The following is a 20,639-nucleotide window of genomic DNA, read 5'->3' on the forward strand; positions in this document are numbered from 1 at the left end:
AGGTGCGGGTTAAGGGTCAAAATGTGTGTCTGGCTCGGCGTGTCGCGGGGGTTAGATTTGGCCTTTTTGAATGCCGATTGAGTGGGTGTAGTCGGTGTCGATAGCGTTGTCGTAGAGGGCTGGGCGTCCTGTTTCGTGGTCGGCTTGGTTCTCGGTTTGGGTCAGGGTGGATACTTTGGCGAGTTGGCCCTGGCCCCAGTCGGACTGCCTGGCGATTCGTACTGGATCGTCAGGCAGTTCCGTTTTTAAGTAGAGCCACCAATCCAGCATGCGGCGTTGTCGTTCGCCTGATCTGCCGCGGTGGGTTCTGGCGAGCAGTTTGAGCTGGGCGTTGATGCCGCCTTCTAAGCTGTTGGTGGTGGATTTGATCCGCTCGGGCGCAAGGACTCCTGCTGGCGGGTTGAGGTAGACAAACAGCATCTCGGACCGCCAAAGATGGTTGAGGCTGTTGTAGGCCTTGCGCACGTTGTGGTGGGTCCACACGCGGGTCCATGCACCTGTTTTGGGGTCTTTGATCATGGTTTTCTCGTTCATCCATTCCCGGTAGATCGTTGAAAACTCGTGCAGTTGCACACCCCACGCGGCGGCTTCATCCAGTGTGGTGATCCGGGTCAGTTTCAGCGCAAGTCGGTAGATGGTGCGCCCGGCATCGGTGCGTGGGTTGGTGGTGGTGTAGCGGCGGACCACGCGTTGGGCGTGGACGAGGCAGCGTTGAATTTTCGTAGTCGGCCAGCACTTTTTGATTGCGCTGTATGCGCCTTGGCCGCCGTCGATGACGGCGATGAGTGGGGCTTCGATGCGTTCAAGCAGCAGTTGGTAGTCGCGGGTGGTTTCGTGTTTGCACCAGTGCCAGGCGATCACGTGGTCGATGGTCGCCGCGACGATCAGGCAGCCACCGGCGGTGTAGGTGCCATCGAGAAATACCTGGTCGTAGATCCGCTTGTGGTGGCCGGCGGTGGGGTCAGGCACATCAACGAGCCAGCACCACTTGAAGCGCCGCTTCATGGTGGCGCGGCTAACACCGTTTCGTTTGGCTAGGTCGTCGAGTGATATTGCGGTGGTGCAATGCTCGATGAACTGGGTGAACACTGCCGCGTTGGTGATGTCGTTTCGACGTTTGACGCTGGAGGCGCCGCATTGTTTGCAGCGCCATCTGGTGGTGCCTTTGCTGGTGGTGCCGTTGCGTTTCATTTCACCGCCGCAGTGGCAGCGTGGTTGGTTCTTCGACATTGCGACACCACACCACGCCGCGCATAGCACATCACGGCTGCCACACCGAGGATTTCCCGTCGGGGGCTAGATATATGCTTCCGGAGCATATACTTTCCGGAAACCTACAGGTCAATCCGTGAAAATCCGCGATTCCGGACACACTTTTTGACCCTTAACCCACAGGTGCCGGGTCGGGGTTGGTGCACGAAACGAGTACACAAGCACCCAAACCAGGCGGAAAACCGGCCCTTACGATCACACAACGTGCACCCAGGGCCACCTGACGTTTGTTCTCATTGGTTGAGCGCCTTTACTTTTAGCGGTCCCGCTTGGGCCGATTTCCCCGACGACTCCCGGTGCGTCGCGCACGGCGGCTCGGTTCAGAGTTGGCAAGGCTGGGCGGTAGTATGAGGAGAGATTTGACCGCGTGAACGAAGAAAGAGCAGGTTATATGTCTGACCGCACAGATCGCGGGAACCGGCCAGAACGCGAGGAAGGCGCGGACCGCGCACGCCGTGGCGAAGGCGACCGCCGGCGTCAGGGGCGCCCGCCGCACAAGCGTAACGGACACGACGGCCGTGGCGGACGCGACGAACGCGGCGGCAAGGACCGCGGACGGGGCGGCAAGGGAGGCCGCTCCCACAAGCAACGCGCCGGCGCGGGCCGCGGCAAACGTTTCAACCCGCAGCGCTCTGGTTTCCGCGAGGAGCGGTTGAACCACCGTGCCAACGATCCGGACCTGCCGGGCGATATTGACATCAAGGACTTGGACCCGATGGTCCTGCAGGACCTCAAGGTGCTGTCCAAGGAAAACTCGGACGCCGTGGCCAAGCACCTCATCATGGCGGCCACGTGGATGGCAGATGACCCGCACCTGGCGCTGCGCCATGCCCGTGCGGCAAAAGACCGGGCCGGGCGCGTGGCCGTCGCCCGGGAAACCAACGGCATCGCCGCGTACCACGCGGGTGAGTGGAAAGAGGCGCTCGCAGAGCTGCGGGCAGCCCGCCGGATTTCCGGCGGTCCGGGCCTTCTCGCCGTCATGGCGGATTGCGAACGCGGCCTCGGCCGCCCGGAAAAGGCCATCGATCTTCAGCGCTCGCCGGAGGCCCGCGACCTCGACGCGGCCAGCAAGGTCGAGCTCGCGATTGTGGCAGCCGGCGCGCGTCTAGACCTTGGCGAGGCGCCGGCCGCCGTCGTGACTCTCGAGCGCGCGCACCCGTCGAAAGATGCTCGCGGGGAGACCGCGTGCCGCCTCGGCTACGCGTACGCCAACGCCTTGGCCGCTGCGGGGCGCGCCGCGGAAGCGAAGGACTGGTTCGCTCATGTCGCGCGCATCGATGACAATGAGTGGACCGACGCCGCAGATCGGCTAAGGGAGCTCTAAAAGCGATGGGTGTCCTGGAAGCATACGATTCGCTGCTGCTGGACCTCGACGGCACCGTGTGGAATGGCGGTGAACCCATCGAGGGCGCCGTCGACTTCATCAATTCCTGCGGTATTGCGCGCGGCTACGTCACTAACAACGCCTCCCGCAGCGCAGGCGCGGTGGCAGACAAACTGAACCGCGCCGGCATCACCGCCCAGCCCGCGGAGGTGACCACGTCGGCGCAAGCGATCATCGACAAGGCACGCGAGGTCCTGCGCGGGGGATCGCGCGTGCTGGTCTTGGGATCCGAATCCTTCCGGGGTCTGGTGGAAGACTCCGGGTATGACGTCGTGGACAGCGCCGCTGACAAGCCCGCCGCAGTGTTCCAGGGGTTCGATCCGTCAGTGGGGTGGCCGGAGCTCAGCGAGGCCGCATATGCCGTGCGCGCCGGCGCGAAGTATTTCGCGTCCAACCTGGACGCTTCGCTGCCGACCGACCGCGGCTTCGCGGTGGGCAACGGCGCACTGGTCGCGGCGGTCGTTCACTCCACGGGCGCCAAGGTCGTATCGGCCGGCAAGCCGGAGCCGGACATGTTCCTCAGTGCGGCGGACTCACTCGGATCCGCGCGCCCATTAACGGTGGGAGACCGGCTCGACACCGACATCCAAGGCGGGCAGGCGGCCGCAATGGATTCCGCGGTCGTGCTCACCGGCGTTACCGGTCCGATGCAGCTTATCGAGGCACCGGTGCACCAGCGCCCCACCTACATCTGTTCCACGTTGCGGGATCTCGCCGAAAACCGCGAACTCCTCCTCCCGGGAGCCCAGGGCGGGTTCACCGCGCGCGTGGACGGCGCGGACGTCCTTTTAGACAACGGCGACCACCATGCCACCCCCGTCCAAGCCCTGCGCACCGTACTGGAGGTCGTGTGGGCCATGCCCGAACCGCCGCGCTACATCCACCCGCGCAGCGAAATCGCAGAACACGCAGTAGAGGAGTGGTGGTAGTGCCGGCCCCGAAACCGCACGATCCCCGCGCGCCCCGGGTCACCCCAGACGAGGTGGATCAGCGCGTCGCTGACATCCTGCGCGAGGACGCCGACGATCTGGAAGCGGAAAAGGACCAGCTGGAGCGCGCCCACGCCGTCTTGCACGATGCCCTACAGGAGAACTGATGCCCGCCAACCGCAGGAGGCTTGACGCGGAGCTGGTCAAGCGAAAGATCGCCCGGTCCCGCAAACAAGCTGTGGAGATGATCAAGGACGGCCGCGTCGCGGTCAACGGTTTCGCCGCGCGCAAACCCGCCACCATGGTCGACGGCGCGGTGTCCATCCGGGTCGAAAAGTCCGACGCGGACGACTGGGCCTCGCGCGGCGCCCACAAGCTGTTGGGGGCCGTCGAGGCTTTCGGCATCGACTTCACCGACAAGCGCGTCCTCGATGCGGGCGCATCCACGGGCGGGTTTACCGATGTCGCGCTCCGCCACGGCGCCCGCGAGGTGGTGGCGGTGGACGTCGGTTACGGTCAGCTGGCCTGGCGCCTGCAAAACGACCCGCGCGTCCGCGTCTGCGACCGCACCAACGTACGTCACCTCGAACCGGACACCGTCGGGGGATTGTGCGACGTCATGGTCGGTGATCTCTCGTTTATCTCGCTGAGGTTGGTGCTGCCGGCCATTGTCAAGTGCCTGCGTGACGGCGCGGAGCTGTACCCTATGGTCAAACCGCAATTCGAGGTAGGTAAAGACCGCCTGGGCAGCGGCGGGGTGGTCAAGTCGCCGCAGCTGCGCGCGGAAGTGACCCGCGACGTTGCCGAATTTGCGGTAGGCCTCGGGCTGAGCTGCCACGGGGTGAGCGCCTCCCCGCTGCCGGGGCCGAGCGGGAACGTGGAGTACTTCCTCGCCCTCGGTGCGGACGGCGGCGCCAGCCAGCCCGACGCTGCCACACTGGAGAGCATGATCGACCGTGCGATTGAGGAGGGCCCGCGATGACCCGGAAGATTTTGTTGGTGCCCCACGGCGGCCGGGAATCCGACATCGCGGCTACGGAGCGGGCAGCAGAATTGCTTGACGATGCCGGCATCAACGTCGTCCTCCGCAGCGACCGCGGCGTCCTTCCCGGATACGACCAGGTGGGCCACGAGCCCGATGCGGCGGCGGGGTGCGAACTCGTCCTCGTGCTGGGCGGCGACGGGACGTTCTTGCGCGCAGCCGACCTAGCACGCGCGGTCGATGTCCCCGTCTTGGGCATCAACTTGGGCCACGTGGGGTTCCTCGCGGAGTGGGAAGCCGAATCGTTGGAAAAGGCGATCGGCATGGTCATCGCAAAGGATTACCGGGTCGAAGACCGCATGACCATCGACATCCGCGTTACCGGGCCGGACGGGGAACCGGTCGGGGACAATTGGGCGCTCAATGAGGTCAGCATGGAAAGCCTCAACCGCTCCGGCGTGCTTGACGCCATCCTGGAGGTGGACGGGCGCCCCGTGTCCTCGTTCGGGTGCGACGGCGTGCTCGTGTCCACCCCGACCGGCTCGACGGCCTACGCGTTCTCGGCGGGCGGCCCAGTGTTGTGGCCGGAGCTCGACGCGATGCTCGTCGTGCCCAACAACGCCCATGCCCTGTTCACCAAACCGCTGGTGGTCTCGCCGCAGTCGGTCGTGGCGGTGGAGTCGGCGTCCTCAACAAGCGCCGCGGTGGTCATCATGGACGGCTCGCGGGAGATCCCGATGCCACCGGGCTCGCGCGTGGAGGTGCGCCGCGGCGAGCGCCCCGTGCGGTGGGTTAGGCTAGATGACCATCCGTTTACTGATCGTCTAGTCAGCAAACTGCGCCTTCCCGTCCAAGGGTGGCGCGGCCCGCAAAGGTAGGTGTGCAGCGCGTGCTCACGGAACTGACCATCGAGGATCTCGGTGTCATCCGGTCCTCGTCCGTCGAACTTTCCGGCGGTCTTACCGTGCTCACGGGTGAAACCGGCGCGGGTAAGACAATGGTGGTCACCGGGCTGCGGCTGTTGACCGGCGGGCGTGCCGATGCCTCCCGCGTGCGCGACGGCGCCAAAAAGGCCGTGGTGGAAGGCACGTTCGCCACCGACCGCGACGATGTGGCTGAAATCGTCAGCGAGGCCGGTGGCGATGCGGACGAAAACGGCGAATATCTAGCCTCGCGGACGGTGTCTGCAGCCGGCCGGTCCAAGGCGCGGCTGGGCGGGCGCGCGGTGCCGGCCGCCACGCTGGGCGATTTCGCGCAGCCGCTCATCACCGTGCACGGGCAGAATGACCAGCTGCGCCTGCTCGCCCCGGACCAGCAACTCGCGGCCGTGGACCGGGCGGATCCCGCGATCGCGCCGCTGCTGGATCAGTACAAGGCAGCCTTCAAGAAGTGGCGCGCACTGGCCAAGGACTACAAGCTGCGTACCGAGTCGCGGCGTGAGCTGGCACAGGAAGTCGACCGGCTGAAGTTCGCCATCGCGGAGATCGACGAGGTCGCACCCGAGGCAGGCGAGGACGCCGACCTCCAAACGCGGATCCGCCGGCTCCAGGACGTCGACGCGCTCCGCGAGGCGGCCTCGACCGCGCTTGGCGCCATCGACGGCGCGGAGTCTCTCGGCGGCTACTCCGACGACGAGCCCGCCTCCACGCTCATCGGCCAAGCGCAGTCGGCGCTCGCGGGCGTCGAGGATGCGGAGCTCGTCCAACTGGCGCACCGGCTCGGGGACATCACCTCGCAGTTGGGCGACGTTACCGCGGAGCTGGGCGCCTTCTTGGGCGACCTGCCGGCGGACCCGAACCTCCTCGAGACCTCCCTGCAGCGCCAGCAGGATCTCAAGCAGCTGACCCGGAAGTACGCCCCCGATATCGCCGGCGTCCTTGCGTGGCGAGCAAAGGCGGCCGAGCGCTTGCACAGCATTGACACCTCCACCGAGGCGCTGGACCAGCTGAAAAAGGACCTGCAAGCCGCAGAAAAGGCGATGCGCGCGGCCGCGAAGAAGCTGAGCCGGGCGCGAGAGAAGGCGGCCCGCGCGTTGGGGGAGGCCGTGACGGCGGAGCTGACAGGCCTCGCCATGGCGGGCCAGGAGCTCACCGTCGCCGTAGAGCGCGCGCAGTTTTCCGCCTCCGGCGCCGATCAAGTGGAGCTCCAGCTGAACGGTAAACCGCTGGCCAGCGCCGCTTCCGGCGGCGAGCTCTCCCGCGTCATGCTGGCCTTAGAGGTCATCCTCAACGCGGATACGGGTGGCAGCACCCTGGTCTTCGACGAGGTGGACGCCGGCGTGGGCGGGCGCGCCGCGGTAGAAATCGGCCGCCGCCTGGCCCGCCTGGCCCGCGGCCAGCAAGTCATCGTGGTCACGCACTTGCCGCAGGTCGCAGCCTACGCAGACACGCACCTGCACGTGGCGAAGGACGTGGAAGACACCACCGTTACCTCCGGCGTCGCCGCGCTGAGCGAAAAGCAACGGGTGGAGGAGCTGGCGCGGATGCTCGCCGGCCTCGACGACACGGAGACCGGCCGTGCCCATGCGCAGGAGCTCTTTGATCGCGCGCAGGCTGAAGTACGGGAATTCTCCGCGGATAAGCAGTAAGCCCCGCGCGCCTCACCCACATTCTGCGGCTCGCGCGCGACAATAGCGCCCATGAGTCTGTTTTCCCGCTCCAGTGACCTGCCCGGCCAACACGGGACCCTCCGCGACTGCACCCCCGGCGGCAAAGGTATGCGAAAGTTCACCGCCGGCGATTTCGCGGTGATCAATGCGGCCGACATCTCGCGCCAGGAAGCGCAGACGCTTGTCGATGCCGAACCCGGCGCCGTCCTCAACGCCTCGCGCTTTACCACCGGCGCGATCCCGAACTATGGCCCGCACATGCTTCTCGATGCCGACGTGCTGCTCCTCGAGGACCTCGGCGAGGATTTCCTCCAGCAGTTCCGGGACGGCAAGCAGGCTCGCATTCTCGACGGCGAGGTCCTAATCGGGGAGAAGTCGCTGGGGATGGGCGAGGTCCTCTCGCGGGACCGCGCGGAGGCGGAGTTCACCGACGCGCAGCAGGGCTTGGTGGACCACATGGAGGCCTTCTTCGGCAACTCGACGCAGTTCATTCACTCCGAGGGCCCGCTGCTGATCGATGGCCTGGGCATTCCCGAAGCCGGCGCCGATATGCGCGGCCGCAAGGTCGTTCTCGTCTCACCCACCGCCGACCACCGCGAGCAGATCCGCCTGTTGCGCAACTTCATCCGTGAGTACGAGCCGGTGTTTATCGGCGTGGAAGAAGCGGCCGACTCGCTGGTGGACATGGGCTACACGCCGGATTACATCGTGGCCAACCCGGCCAACGTGCGCGCGGAAACGCTGCGCAGCGGCGCCCACGTCATCCTGCCGGCAGAGCCGGATGGCCACGCCCCGGGCCTGGAGCGCATCCAGGACTTGGGTGTGGGCGCGATGACGTTCCCGGCGTCGGCCGATTCCGCAACCGACTTGGCCCTGCTTTTGGCCGACTACCACGAGGCCCAGCTCATCGTGCAGGTCGGCGGGCAGCTGGACTTGGACGACATCTTTGCCAACCGCCCGCACGCCACGCCGTCTGCGATGCTGTCACGCCTCAAGGCGGGCACCCGGGTGGTCGACTCGGATGCGGTGGTCAACCTGTACGCGCGCCCCTCGTCCGGCGGCCTGGGCTGGCTGTGGGCGCTGTTGGGCATCTTGGTCGCGCTCGCGGCGGTCGTGCTCATCGTCGGCTTTGGCGGCGACGGCTCGTTTGTCCACAACCTCATCGACACCTGGAACAACATCGCCCTGACCGTGCAGGGCTGGTTCCAGTAGCTGGCTAATGTAACTCGGCAGAAAGGCGAGGTGAATCGCTGACAATGGCGAAGAAGAATACGGGCGGCGTCATCGCCGGCTTAGGTTTTGGCGCAGCCGCGGGGCTCGCGCTGGGGGCGCTGGTCGTCGCGCCGAACACGCCCGGTCTGGGAGCGGACGCAAAGGGCGGCGACGCTGACATCCGATCCGAGTACCAGCGGATCCTGAAAGAAAATTACGCCAAGGACGAGCAGATCGGTGCGGGCGACGAGTTCACAAAGGCCTCGCAGGAGGCGATTCTGAAAGACCGCTTGAAGGATCGCCCGGTGACGGTGATCCGGACCGAGGACGCCAACGACTTCGATACCGCCGCGGTGCGGCACAACTTGGGCGAGGCCGGCGCGATCGATGCCGGCGAAATCAAGCTCACCCAGAAGTTCTCCGACCGCAATAGCGCGGACTCGCTGAAGTCCATCCTGTCCAACACGCTGCCGGCGGGAGCTCAGCTGAGCGAAAACAACGTCGAGGCCGGCACCCACGGCGGCGAGGCGCTCGCATACGCGATCGGCATGAACCCAGACGACGCGGAGCCGCTGGCCAGCGTGGAGGAGCGCGCCGAGCTGCTGCAGGCACTGCGCGATGCTGACTTCATCGACTACAAGGACAAGACGATCCTGCCGGCCCAGGCGGTTGTCGTAGTCACCAGCGACGGCGCGGCCGACGGCTACTACACGTCGACCATCTCCGGCTTCGCCCGCGGGGTCAACGACGTGGTCAAGCACACCGTGGTGGCGGGTCGGGCGAAGGCCGCCGACGATGGCGGGGTGATCGCCGATCTGCGCCGCGGCGAGTCGAAGGTCTCGACCGTGGATTCCCTCGACCGCGGCTGGGCGCGCATCGCAGTGCCGCTCGCGGTAGCCGAGCAGCTGGGTGGTAAGGCAGGCGCGTACGGCGCGGCGGCATCGGCAAGCGCGCCGGCGCCCGACTTCGAACACGACGGAAAGAAGGACTAGCGGTGGCCCACGATTTCCAGGTTGTCGACTCGGAGCTTCTTCTCGATGCCCCGATTCTCGCCGTCCGCCGCGACAACGTCACCATGCCCGGCGGCGGCGTGGCGAGCCGCGAAGTGGTCGAGCACTTAGGTGCCGTGGCGATTGCGGCCGTAGACGAGCGCGGACGCGTCGCGATGGTCCAGCAGTACCGCCACTCGGTCGGGTGCAGGCTGTGGGAACTGCCCGCCGGGCTTTTGGACGTCAAGGGCGAAACGCCGGTGCGCGCGGCGCAGCGCGAGCTGCAGGAAGAGGCGGGCCTAGCCGCTAGCGACTGGGGAGTCATGGCGGACATCGTTAACTCGCCCGGCTACTGCGAAGAAGCGTGCCGCGTCTTCCTGGCCCGCGGGCTCACCGAAGTGGAGCGCCCGGAGGCCACCGGCGACGAGGAAGCCGACATGGACTTCGAGTGGGTCAACCTTGACGACGCCTGCCGCCGGATCTTCGCCGGGGAGATTACCAACTCCATCGCCGTGGCGGGCATCTTCGCCGCGCGCGAGGTGCTGCGGGGCGCAGGCGACGGCTCGACCCCTTTGCGCGACCCCGAGTCGGACTTCGAGCTCCGCCCGACCTCCATGGCGCGGCGCCGCCAGGGCCCCGACCTGAAGCAGCAGTGACCGGAGACTCTAGCCGCGGTGCCGGCGACATCGCCCAGACCGCCGAGGTGTGGCTCAACCACCTGGCAGTGGAAAAGGGCGCCTCGCCCAATACGTTGAGCAACTACCGGCGCGACCTGCGTCGGTATACCGAGTGGCTGGGCGCGGCGGGTTTGCACACCTTCGCCGACGTCACCGCCGGCCACGTCGAGGCGTACGTGCGCGACCTGCGCCGCGGCTGGGAGGGCAGCAAACCCCTGGCGATGTCCTCGGCCACCCGCGCCCTCGTCGTCGCCCGCGGCTTGCACCGCTTCGCGGTCAGCGAAGGTTTGGCGGACGCGGACGTCGCAGCGGAAGTGTCGCCGCCCACCGCCGGGAAGCACCTGCCCGACACGCTCACCGTGAATGACGTCATCTCGCTCATCGAGGCAGTGCCGGCGGGGGAGGCCGCTACGGCGGTGGATCTCCGCGACCGTGCGATGCTGGAGTTACTCTACGCCACGGGTGCGCGGATTACTGAGGTCACCGACCTCGCCGTTGACGATCTCGCCGAGATCGACGGCTTCGTGCGCGTGACGGGGAAGGGCAACAAGGAACGTATCGTGCCCATCGGTACGCATGCGGCCCGCGCCTGCTCCGACTACCTCGTCCGCGGGCGCCCCCGGTTGGCCAAGGGTAAGTCGCACGCGTTCTTCCTCAACATGCGCGGCGGGGCACTGTCACGGCAGAGCGCGTGGGCGGTGGTGCAAAAGGCGGCGGAGCGCGCGGGCATAGACAAGCACATCTCGCCGCACACGCTGCGGCATTCCTTTGCCACGCACCTGCTCGAGGGCGGCGCGGACGTGCGCACCGTGCAGGAGCTGTTGGGCCACGCGTCGGTGACCACGACCCAGATATATACGCACGTGACCGCCGATTCCCTGCGTGAGGTCTGGCGGACCGCGCACCCGCGCGCATAGGTGAGTGTTGTCCGGTCGCGGGAAGAGGGTAGTGTGTAATCACATCGCTGTTATTGCTACTGGGTCAGACGGGTCAAGGAAGCAGGTGTGACTGTGAGCGAGGACGGTCTCTTCGACAGCTCCGAAGCTGAGGTGGGTCTAACCGGGCGCCCGCTCCGCAAGCTCCCGGAACCGCCGCCGCTGGACAAACACGGCCCGGCCACCATCATCTCGATGTGCAACCAGAAGGGTGGCGTGGGGAAGACCACCTCGACCATTAACTTGGGTGCGTGCCTTGCCGATGCCGGGCGTCGCGTCCTCTTAGTCGATCTCGATCCACAGGGCGCACTGTCCGCCGGTTTGGGGCTCACGCACGACGAGATCGAGGACACGATCTACGACGTGATTCTGGATAACCAGATCTCTATCCACTCGGCCATCAAGCACACTGAAGTCTCTGGCCTTGACATGGTGCCGGCGAACATTGATCTGTCCGCCGCGGAGATTCAGTTGGTCAACGAGGTGGGCCGCGAGCACACCCTTGCCCGCGCCTTGCGCCCGGTGCGCCGCGATTACGACTACATCATCATTGACTGCCAGCCGTCGCTGGGGCTTTTGACCGTCAACGCGCTGGCCTGCTCGCACGGGGTCATCATCCCCATGGAGTGCGAGTTTTTCTCCCTGCGCGGCCTGGCTCTTTTGACCGACACGGTGGAGAAGGTCTCGGACCGCATCAATTTCGACCTGGAGATCATGGGCATTCTGGTGACCATGTTCGACCGCCGCACGCGCCACGCGCGGGAGGTTATGTCGCGGGTCGTCGACTACTTCGGCGACAAGGTATTCGACACCGTGATCACCCGCACCGTGCGCTTCCCGGAGACATCGGTGGCCGGCGAGCCCATTACCTCTTGGGCGCCCAGCTCCCAGGCCGCCGCGCAGTACCGTGACTTGGCCCGCGAGGTTGTCGAGCGCTCGTGACCCAACCGGAAATCACCGGCTTCCGCATTGCACTGGATAACTTCGAGGGCCCGCTCGACCTGCTTTTGCAGCTCATCCAGTCGCGGAAGATGGACGTGACGGAGGTCGCGCTATCAGAGGTCACTGACGAGTTCGTCGCCTACACCCGTCAAGTCTCCGACCTGGATGAGGCCACGGGGTTCCTGCTTATCGCCGCCACATTGGTGGAGTTGAAGACCGCGCGGCTCCTTCCGCGGGGCGAGGCGGCCGAGATCGAGGACGTCGAACTTCTCGAATCCCGCGACCTGCTTTTCGCGCGCCTTTTGCAGTACAAAGCTTACAAACAGGTCGCCGACCAGTTCGCCCAGTGGCAGCGCCAGGCACGCCGCGCCTACCCGCGCGCGGTGAGCATGGAGGAGCAGTTCGCCGACCTGCTTCCGCCCGTCCAACTTGGGCACACTCCCGCCACCTTCGCCGAGCTCGCCGCCGGCGTGTTCCGCCCCCAGCCGCCGGAGGAAGTCGGCGTCGGCCACATCCACCGCGTGGCGGTTTCGGTGCCGGAACAGGCGGGGAGGATCCTCGACATCCTCAAAGAGATTGGCCGCGACGAGTGGCTGTCTTTCGCCAGCCTCACCCGCGACTGCACCGTCTCCATGCAGGTTGTCGGCCGCTTCCTTGCACTTCTCGAGCTGTACAAGTCGACTGCCGTGGATGCCCACCAGCCCGAGCCGCTGGGCACGCTCGAAGTGTCGTGGACCGGTCTCGACGTCGACCCCGCTGTTGTTGCCGCCGCCAACTGGGACTAGGATGCCGCGCCATGACCGCAAGCTCCCTGCCGATGATTAGCCAGCTGCGCTCCCGTCTGGAATCCATCCTGCTCGTGTTGGACTCCCCGGCGACTGAGGCGGCGTTGGCGCGCGCCGTGGGGGAGGAAGAAACCGTCGTGCGCGACAGCCTCTACGCGTTCGCGCGGGAATTAGACGAGCGCGGCTCCGGCATCGACCTGCGCGAGACCGCCGACGGCTGGCGCCTGTACACCCGGAAAGAAAACGCCGACGCGGTCGAGGAGTTCCTTTTGGACGGCGCACAGACTCGCTTGTCGCGCGCCGCGATGGAAACACTCGCGGTGGTTGCCTACCGCCAGCCCGTCACGCGCGCGCAGGTCGCCGCGGTCCGCGGCGTCAACGTCGACGGCGTCATGCGCACGCTCGCGCTGCGCGGCCTCGTGCGCGAGCTGCCCGCCGGGGAAGACTCGGGCGCGGCGCACCGCTACGAGACCACTGAGCTGTTCCTCGAGCAGCTGGGCATCGACTCGCTTGAACGCCTGCCGGACCTCGCGCCACTTCTGCCGGACGTCGATGCAATCGACGAAGGGTACTAAGCCGCGGTAATATCGCAGCAGCTTCAAGCACCACCAATTCAGAAGGGGCAAAAGTGAACAATCCCGCTCGCCGCGATGGCACACCGGAGGCACACGGGGCATCGGCACGCGACAGTGCCCGCACCCGGGCTGACGATATCGTCATCTCCAACGCCAAACCCGCCCGCCACCAGCACCCCCGCGGGGGCAACGCCTCCGCGCGCTCCGTCGCCGAATCCCTCGGCGCGGACTGGGTCTTCGAAGGCGACGACCGCAGCACAGATAAGAACAACTCCGGCGAGCGCCTCCAGAAGGTCCTCGCCCGGGCCGGCGTCGCTTCCCGTCGCCACTCGGAGATCCTCATCGACCAGGGCCGCGTCGAGGTCAACGGCGAGGTGATCAAGCGCCAGGGCGTGCGCGTGAACCCGGACCGCGACATCATCCGTGTCGACGGCGCGCGCATCCGCGTGGACCAGAACCTGCAGTACTTCATCCTCAACAAGCCGCGCGGCATGCAGACCACGATGCAGGATGACCTCGGCCGGCCATGCGTGGGCGACGTGGTGGCGGAGAAGGTCGCCAGCGGCCAGCGCCTGTTCCATGTCGGCCGCCTCGACGCCGACACGGAGGGCCTGCTGCTGCTGACCAACGACGGCGAGCTGGCTAACCGGCTTATCCACCCCGCGTACGAGGTGAAAAAGACCTACGTGGCCACGGTGCTCGGGGAGGGCGACCGCAGCCTGGTCAAGACCCTGGAGAAGGGCATCGAGCTTGACGATGGCCTGGCCAAAGCAGACCACGCCCACATCATCGATAAGAATCAGGGCTTTTCCATCGTCCAGGTGGAGCTGCACGAGGGCCGGAAGCACATCGTACGCCGGTTGCTCAAGGCCGCCGGTTACCCGGTGCAGCGGCTGGTGCGCACCAAGTTCCACACCCTGTCGCTGGGTGAGATGAAGCCGGGCGGGTTGCGCGCGGTCAACGACAGCGAGTTAACGAGTTTGTACAAGGCGGTGGAAATGTAATGGCTATCAGCAATCTTTCTAACGACCGGCTGATCCTGGCGGTCGACGGGCCGTCGGGCACGGGCAAGTCCACGAACTGCCGGGCGCTGGCGTCGCGGTTGGACGCGAAATACGTGGACACCGGGGCGATGTACCGCGTGGCCACGCTCGCCGTATTGCGCGCCGGCGTCGATCCGGCCGATACCGAGGCGGTCATCGCGGCTACTCGGGATCTCCCGCTGGAGGTCTCGGATGACCCGCACTCGACCGCGGTGCTGTTCGATGGCGAGGACGTCTCTGCGGTGATCCGCGGCGACGAGGTGACCCGCGCGGTCTCGGCGGTCTCCGCTATTGCTGAGGTGCGGGAGAACCTGGTGGCCCTCCAGCGCGAGTTGGCGGCCCGCGCCGGCCGCGCGATCGTGGAGGGCCGCGACATCGGGACCGTGGTCCTGCCGGATGCGCCGGCGAAGGCATTTCTCACCGCGTCGAGCACCGTGCGTGCGCAGCGCCGCCACGCGCAAAACCTGGCGGCGGGCAGGGAGTCGGACTTCGACACCGTGCTTGCCGATGTCGAGCGACGCGACGCCGCCGATTCCTCCCGGAAAGCCTCGCCGCTGCGCCCGGCTGACGATGCCACGGTCATCGACACCTCCGACATGACGCCCGAGGAAGTCTTGGACGCTCTGGTCACCGTAGTAAAGGAGTCCGCTCGTGACTGATAAGCACAACGACGACAACAAGGAGCCGCAGGTCGTGTGGGCGCAGGGCCGCCCCGACGACTTCGATTTGGTGCCTGACGAGTTCGGCGGCTGGGCCGCGCGCGACTTCGACGAGTCGGAGTTCGATTTCGAGTTCCCGGAGATGGAAGACGATTCCGACGGCGTCGCCGACGGCGCCGCCGGATCCGCCGATGCCGGATCCGACGATGCCGGATCCGACGCGGGTGCGGGCGCGGAGGCAAGCCAGGACGACGAGGCCGCGTGGGAGGAGCTCGCCGAGTCCTACGGCTTCGGCCCGCAGCCGACCGAGGAGGCGCTGTGCACGGTCGCGGTCGTCGGCCGCCCGAACGTGGGCAAGTCTTCGCTGGTCAACCGCTTCCTCGGCCGCCGCGAGGCCGTGGTGGAAGACCACCCGGGCGTCACGCGCGACCGGATTTCCTACCTCGCGGATTGGAACGGCCAGCGCTTCCTGGTCCAGGACACCGGCGGGTGGGACCCGAACGTCAAGGGCATCCACGCGGCCATCGCCCGGCAGGCGGAGGCGGCGATGGAGACCGCGGACATCATCGTCTTCGTCGTCGACACGAAGGTCGGCATCACCGAGACCGACGAGGTCATGGCCCGCCGGCTCGTGGACGCCGAGGTGCCGGTCGTGCTCGTGGCCAACAAGTTCGAGTCCGACCTGCAGTACGCCGACATGGCCGAGTTCTACGGCCTCGGCCTGGGCGACCCGTGGCCGGTCTCCGCACTCCACGGCCGCGGCGGTGCCGACGTGCTCGACTACATCGTGGACAACTTCCCGGACACGCCGCGCTCGACCGCGGTGACCTCCGGCCCGCGCCGCGTGGCGCTGGTGGGGCGGCCGAACGTGGGCAAGTCCTCGCTGCTTAACAAGTTCACCGGCCAGGAACGGGCGGTGGTCGACGACGCGTCCGGCACCACCGTCGACCCAGTCGACTCGCTGGTGCAGCTGGATCAGCACCTGTGGCGCTTCATCGACACGGCTGGCCTGCGCAAGAAGGTGAAAAATGCACAAGGCCACGAGTACTACGCGTCCCTGCGCACCCGCGGCGTCATCGACGCGGCCGAGGTGTGCGTGATGCTTATCGATGCCTCGGAGGAAATTTCCGAGCAAGACCAGCGCGTCCTGCGCATGGTGTTAGAGGCCGGTAAGGCGCTGGTCATCGCGTTTAACAAGTGGGATCTCGTCGACGAGGATCGCCGCTATTACTTGGACCGCGAGATCGACGAGCAGCTCGCGCACCTGCCGTGGGTCACCCGCGTGAACATCTCCGCGTCCACGGGCCGCGCGCTGCAAAAGCTCGAGCCGGCGATGCTGGAGGCGCTGGACAGCTGGGATAGCCGCGTGACCACCGGCCAGCTCAACAACTGGCTGCGCGAGGCCATCGCCGCGAACCCGCCGCCGATGAACAACAACCGCCTCCCGCGCGTGCTGTTTGCCACCCAGGCGTCGACGCAGCCGCCGACCATCGTGCTGTTTACCACCGGCTTCCTAGACGCCGGCTACCGCCGCTATTTGGAGCGCAAATTCCGCGAGCGGTTCGGCTTCCACGGCACGCCGGTGCGCATCGCGGTGCGCGTGCGCGAGCGCCGCAAGAAGAAGTAGCCGCCGAGGGGCTAGGCGCGCTCGAGCACGAACGCGTCGGTCCGGTACGGCAGCTCGACCGGCTGGCCCGGCGCGAACCCGAGGTGCTCGTAGAGGTACCAGTCGAGGTTCGCGGTCATGCGCGACCGCGTCTTCGCGTTGGCCTTGAGCCAATACGAGCGAGTGTGCATCAGCGTGTGCACCAACTCGGGGGTGAGCGTGTCCACGAACCCGGTGCGCAGCTCGCGCGCCACCCGCCACGGCGCCGCGACCTCCGGGATGAACCCGGGGCGGTGGATATCGCCCGAGTGCATGATCCGGGTAAGTCGCAGCACCCACGGATCCGCGCTCACATCGATCGTGTTCCACACCAACCCGACCCGGCCGCCGGGGCGGACTATCCGGTCGAGTTCGCGCGACGCGGCGGAAACGTCCACCCAGTGCCACGTTTGGGCGAGGGTGGCGAGGTCGAAGTGGGCATCGGCAAGCGCGGTGTGCTCCGCCGTCGCGCGCACCACCGGCACGTTTTTTGCCCGCAACGCCTGGGCCATGGCAGGGGAGGGATCCACGGCCGTGACCGCCCGCGTGCGCCCGTCGGCCGCCAAGGCAGCGGTCAGCTTGCCGGTGCCCGCACCGATGTCCACCACGCCGGCGTGCGTGAACCCGGCGAGGAAGAAGTCAGCGACGGCCGTCGGGTAGTCCGGGCGCACGTCGTCGTAGGCCCGCGCTCCGTGGGAAAACGCGCGGGCGGTGGTCTCGCGGTGCGCCGCGGTGGCAAAGTGCGGGGCCTCGCGGGCGGATGGAGGGCGGAAAGAGTGAGCCATGGCGGCTCCACAATCTACCCCACGTTCCTACAATGGTTCGGCATGACCCGATTGCCCGCGCCCGCTGCGAACAACTGGCTTGTGCGGGTGATTTATTCTCGCCCCGGCGAGGTGATTGCGGCGCAGGTGTGCATGACCCTGATGTTCGTGTGCAACGCGTCGACCCCGGTGCTCATTGGCGCCGCGCTTGACGATGCCGCACACCTTCCCACCTGGCTTATCGCCCTGTGCGCCCTGTTCGCGCTCAATGCGGCGGTTGGCTGGACCGGGCGGGCGATGTTCAACCGCGCGCGGCTGCGCATCGGTCACGCGGTGCGGATGGCCGTTACCGACCGCATCGTGGCGATGGGCAGCACGCGGCGCTCGGCGGGCGAGCTGCTGTCGGTGGCCACGACGGACGCGCAGCGCGTCTCCGAGGGCGTGATGGCGGTTGTCTTCCCCACGGCCGAGGCGGTGTCTATCGCGTACGTGGCGGTGATGATGGCGCGCGTGCACGGGCCGCTGGGGCTGGCTATTTTCCTCGGTGGTCCGGTTGTGGTGTGGGCGTCGTTGCGGGTGTCGCGGCCGCTCCGGGCGGCGTCGCGGAAGCGGCAGCGGGCGCTGGGGCGCGCCTCGACGGTGGCCACGGACCTGATGCAGGGGCTGCGCGTGCTCAAGGGGCTGCGGGCCGTGGCGTCGGCCGACCGGCGCTACCGCGCGGTGTCAACGGACGCGTGCGAGAAGGCCATCGCGGCGGACGCGTCCCGCGCGCGTCTCGATGCCACCACGCAGGTACTCGGGGCCCTCTACACCAGCGCGGTGGCGCTGTTAGCCGGCTGGCTGGCGCTGCGCGGCGTGTTGAGCGTGGGGGACTTGATTACCCTCATCGGGCTCACGCAGTTTGTCATGACCCCGATGACGATGCTGGGCAAGGGTGTTGCGTCGCGGTGGGCCACGGCGCGGGCCAGTGCGTCGCGCGTGCGCGAGGTCCTGCTCGCACCCACGCTTCCCGATGCCCCCGCGCACCCTTCCACCACCCCCGGCCTCACCGTCGTTTCCGCGCTGGCGGATTTAGCGCTTGCGGACTCCGCGCTGCGCCAGCACCGCGGCGATAGGCACCTGGTGGTCGCGCCCCACACGGTGCACCTGTTTTCCGGGACGGTGGCGAGCAACGTGCATCCCGACCGCGCCGTCGCGCAGTGGGCGCTGGAGATCGCGGCCGCCAGCGACATCCCGGGCGGGCTCGACCGGGCGGTCGGAGACGGCGGTTCGCAGCTATCGGGCGGCCAGCGCCAGCGCGTCGCCCTGGCCCGCGCGATCGCCGCCCGCCCCGCTGTCCTCGTGCTCTGCGATCCCACGACGGCGGTGGATTCGGTGACGGAGCAGGTCATCGCCAAGCGGGTGGCGAAGGCCCGCCGCAACGCACGCACGGTCGTGGTAACGCAATCACCGGCATGGCGGGCGGTGGCGCCGACATGACGTTTCGTACCGCAACGTGGGCGGAGGTGTGCGCGGCTGTGGGAGACCACGCCCGGCGCATTTCCCGGGCCCGGCTCTTCCTCGTGGGCGCTATCGTGCTGCTGGTCGCCGGTGCGCTTGCCGATGTCACCGTCCCCATCCTGCTCGGCCGCATCGTCGACGCGGTCGCGGCTGGCGAGGGAGCGGGGCTCGCGCTGGTCGGCGCTGGTCTGGCCGCGGCGGCGCTTGCGGGAGCCGGACTGTCGGCCGCCGGCTTTTTCTTGGTGGCGCGGGTGAGTGAGCGGGTCATCGCCACGCTTCGCGAGCGCATGCTCGGCACCGCCCTCACCCTGCCGGCCGACCGGGTGGAAGAGCCCGGCTCCGGCGACGTCGTCTCGCGGGCAACCGACGACGTGGCGGAGCTGTCGGCAGCGGTGTCCGCGGCCGGCCCCGCGCTGGTGAATTCCACCTTCTCGCTGGTGGTCACGTCGTTCGCGCTGGTGGGCTTGGACTGGCAGTTCGTCGCCGTGGTGGCGAGCGCCGGGCCGCTGTACGCCTGGGGCGCGCACCGCTACTTGCGCGTCGCACCGCGGCGCTACGCCGCGGAGCGGGCCGCGGTGGCGGACCGGGCACGCACGGTGATCGAGACCGCCGAAGGGCGCGAGACCATCCGCGCGTTCGGGTGGGAAGACGCAATGCGCGAGCGCGCCGAAGCCGCCTCATGGGAGGTCGTGGAGCGCGGATACGCCGCGCGACGCACCATGATGACGCTGCAGCTGTGGATTACTTTCGTGCAGTTGGTCATGCTGGGCGCCGGGCTGGTCGTCGGGTTCGTCTCCGTGGGCCGTGGGGACTTGAGTATCGGCACGGCAACGGCCGCGATGTTCCTCCTCATCCGCGTGCGCGGCCCGCTGCTCGGGTTGATGCGTGTGTTGGACACCGCGCAGGCGGGGTATGCGTCACTGGCCCGCATCGTGGGCGTGCTCGGCGAGGCGCCGCGGGAGCAGGCCGCGGCGTCACCGTCTCGTGCTGTGGGCGAGGTGCGGGTGGAAAACGCCACCATGTCCTACGGCAGTGGTTGGGCGGTGCGTGGCATCGACATGCACCTGCGGCCGGGGGAGACGGTTGCCCTCGTCGGGGCCTCGGGCGCGGGAAAGTCCACCGTGGCGGCGTTGGTTGCGGGGATGCGTACCCCGGACCACGGCCGCGTCACCGTCGATGGGGTAGCGGCGAGCCAGCTTGCCGATGCCCACAGCCTCACCCTCATTTCCCAAGAGACCCACGTGTTCGCGGGAACGCTCCGGGAAAATCTCGCGCTCGGCGCGGCGAATGCGCGAGCTACGGATGCGCGAGCTGCGGATGCGGATATGCGGGCTGCGCTGGAGCGCGTGGGCGCGGGGCAGTGGGTTTCCCGGCTCACAGACGGGCTGGACACCGTCGTCGGGGAGGGCGGCTTTCATCTCGACGCGGTCCGCGCCCAGCAGGTGGCGCTCGCGCGGGCGCTGTTGTTGGACCCGGCCGTGGTGATCCTGGACGAGGCCACGGCAGAGGCCGGCACCGCCGGAGCCGACAGTCTTGATGACGCGGCGCGCGAGCTCGTTGCGGGTCGCACCACTTTGCTGGTGGCGCATCGCCTCGATCAGGCACGGATGGTGGATCGGGTGCTCGTTATGGGTGGTGGCCGGATTATCGAGGAAGGCACCCACCAACAGCTGGTAGATTCAGGTGGTCAGTACGCAACTATGTGGTCAGCGTGGCAGAAAGGGCGTTCATAGGGTGA

Annotated in this window: 20 protein-coding genes; 18 read left to right on the forward strand and 2 right to left on the reverse strand. The window is 67.4% G+C overall.

Features of this window, described 5'->3' with window-relative positions; all coding sequences use genetic code 11:
* Positions 1-51: 51 nt before the first annotated feature.
* On the reverse strand, positions 52-1,230 hold the full coding sequence (locus CMASS_RS05050) for an IS256-like element IS1249 family transposase (protein ID WP_005323424.1): 1,179 nt from the start codon (positions 1,228-1,230) through the stop codon (positions 52-54).
* A 433-nt stretch (positions 1,231-1,663) separates the two neighbouring features.
* Between CMASS_RS05050 and CMASS_RS05055 the strand changes: the two genes are divergently transcribed.
* The 16 genes from CMASS_RS05055 (at position 1,664) to der (ending at position 16,619) form a co-directional block, all read left to right on the forward strand.
* Positions 1,664-2,596: a hypothetical protein gene (locus CMASS_RS05055; RefSeq protein WP_022863812.1), complete on the forward strand. Its 933-nt coding sequence runs from the start codon at positions 1,664-1,666 to the stop codon at positions 2,594-2,596.
* Positions 2,597-2,601: 5 nt separating this feature from the next.
* Entirely contained in the window at positions 2,602-3,585 is a 984-nt protein-coding gene (locus CMASS_RS05060) for an HAD-IIA family hydrolase (protein ID WP_022863813.1), read from the forward strand.
* On the forward strand, positions 3,585-3,752 hold the full coding sequence (locus CMASS_RS05065; RefSeq protein ID WP_022863814.1) for a hypothetical protein: 168 nt from the start codon (positions 3,585-3,587) through the stop codon (positions 3,750-3,752). The genes CMASS_RS05060 and CMASS_RS05065 overlap by 1 nt, the downstream gene beginning before the upstream one ends.
* A complete protein-coding gene (locus tag CMASS_RS05070; RefSeq protein ID WP_022863815.1) occupies positions 3,752-4,567 on the forward strand; it encodes a TlyA family RNA methyltransferase in 816 nt (271 codons plus the stop codon). Before CMASS_RS05065 ends, CMASS_RS05070 begins: the two co-directional genes overlap by 1 nt.
* Positions 4,564-5,445 (forward strand): NAD kinase, encoded by an 882-nt coding sequence (locus CMASS_RS05075; protein WP_022863816.1) that lies wholly within the window; start codon positions 4,564-4,566, stop codon positions 5,443-5,445. The genes CMASS_RS05070 and CMASS_RS05075 overlap by 4 nt, the downstream gene beginning before the upstream one ends.
* Before the next feature lie 11 nt (positions 5,446-5,456).
* Positions 5,457-7,154: a DNA repair protein RecN gene (recN, locus tag CMASS_RS05080; RefSeq protein ID WP_027018838.1), complete on the forward strand. Its 1,698-nt coding sequence runs from the start codon at positions 5,457-5,459 to the stop codon at positions 7,152-7,154.
* A gap of 51 nt (positions 7,155-7,205) precedes the next feature.
* Positions 7,206-8,387, forward strand: a complete 1,182-nt coding sequence (gene steA / locus CMASS_RS05085; RefSeq protein ID WP_033399730.1) for a putative cytokinetic ring protein SteA — start codon at positions 7,206-7,208, stop codon at positions 8,385-8,387.
* A 44-nt stretch (positions 8,388-8,431) separates the two neighbouring features.
* Positions 8,432-9,379: a copper transporter gene (locus CMASS_RS05090; RefSeq protein ID WP_022863819.1), complete on the forward strand. Its 948-nt coding sequence runs from the start codon at positions 8,432-8,434 to the stop codon at positions 9,377-9,379.
* A 2-nt stretch (positions 9,380-9,381) separates the two neighbouring features.
* The gene (locus CMASS_RS05095; protein WP_022863820.1) at positions 9,382-10,032 is read left to right on the forward strand and encodes an NUDIX domain-containing protein; all 651 of its coding nucleotides are present in this window, start codon (positions 9,382-9,384) and stop codon (positions 10,030-10,032) included.
* Positions 10,029-10,970 (forward strand): site-specific tyrosine recombinase XerD, encoded by a 942-nt coding sequence (xerD, locus tag CMASS_RS05100; protein ID WP_022863821.1) that lies wholly within the window; start codon positions 10,029-10,031, stop codon positions 10,968-10,970. Before CMASS_RS05095 ends, xerD begins: the two co-directional genes overlap by 4 nt.
* A 93-nt stretch (positions 10,971-11,063) precedes the next feature.
* Positions 11,064-11,930: a ParA family protein gene (locus CMASS_RS05105; RefSeq protein WP_027018841.1), complete on the forward strand. Its 867-nt coding sequence runs from the start codon at positions 11,064-11,066 to the stop codon at positions 11,928-11,930.
* Positions 11,927-12,715, forward strand: coding sequence for a segregation and condensation protein A (locus CMASS_RS05110; RefSeq protein ID WP_022863823.1), 789 nt, complete (start codon positions 11,927-11,929; stop codon positions 12,713-12,715). The genes CMASS_RS05105 and CMASS_RS05110 overlap by 4 nt, the downstream gene beginning before the upstream one ends.
* An 11-nt stretch (positions 12,716-12,726) precedes the next feature.
* Entirely contained in the window at positions 12,727-13,290 is a 564-nt protein-coding gene (scpB, locus tag CMASS_RS05115) for an SMC-Scp complex subunit ScpB (protein WP_022863824.1), read from the forward strand.
* Positions 13,291-13,343: 53 nt separating this feature from the next.
* A complete protein-coding gene (locus CMASS_RS05120) occupies positions 13,344-14,294 on the forward strand; it encodes a pseudouridine synthase (RefSeq protein ID WP_022863825.1) in 951 nt (316 codons plus the stop codon).
* On the forward strand, positions 14,294-14,992 hold the full coding sequence (gene cmk / locus CMASS_RS05125; RefSeq protein WP_022863826.1) for a (d)CMP kinase: 699 nt from the start codon (positions 14,294-14,296) through the stop codon (positions 14,990-14,992). Before CMASS_RS05120 ends, cmk begins: the two co-directional genes overlap by 1 nt.
* Positions 14,985-16,619 carry a ribosome biogenesis GTPase Der gene (gene der, locus CMASS_RS05130; RefSeq protein ID WP_022863827.1) on the forward strand — a complete coding sequence of 545 codons (1,635 nt, stop codon included), beginning with the start codon at positions 14,985-14,987 and terminating at the stop codon, positions 16,617-16,619. The genes cmk and der overlap by 8 nt, the downstream gene beginning before the upstream one ends.
* Before the next feature lie 11 nt (positions 16,620-16,630).
* Here der and CMASS_RS05135 read toward each other — a convergent pair whose 3' ends face one another.
* A complete protein-coding gene (locus CMASS_RS05135) occupies positions 16,631-17,422 on the reverse strand; it encodes a class I SAM-dependent methyltransferase (protein ID WP_022863828.1) in 792 nt (263 codons plus the stop codon).
* A gap of 42 nt (positions 17,423-17,464) precedes the next feature.
* On the opposite strand from CMASS_RS05135, the gene CMASS_RS05140 reads away from it, so the two are divergent.
* Positions 17,465-18,880, forward strand: coding sequence for an ABC transporter transmembrane domain-containing protein (locus CMASS_RS05140; RefSeq protein ID WP_027018843.1), 1,416 nt, complete (start codon positions 17,465-17,467; stop codon positions 18,878-18,880).
* Entirely contained in the window at positions 18,877-20,634 is a 1,758-nt protein-coding gene (locus tag CMASS_RS05145; protein ID WP_027018844.1) for an ABC transporter ATP-binding protein, read from the forward strand. Before CMASS_RS05140 ends, CMASS_RS05145 begins: the two co-directional genes overlap by 4 nt.
* Positions 20,635-20,639: the final 5 nt, after the last annotated feature.

The sequence above is a fragment of the Corynebacterium massiliense DSM 45435 genome, from assembly GCF_028609805.1.
Taxonomy (GTDB): Bacteria; Actinomycetota; Actinomycetes; order Mycobacteriales; family Mycobacteriaceae; genus Corynebacterium; species Corynebacterium massiliense.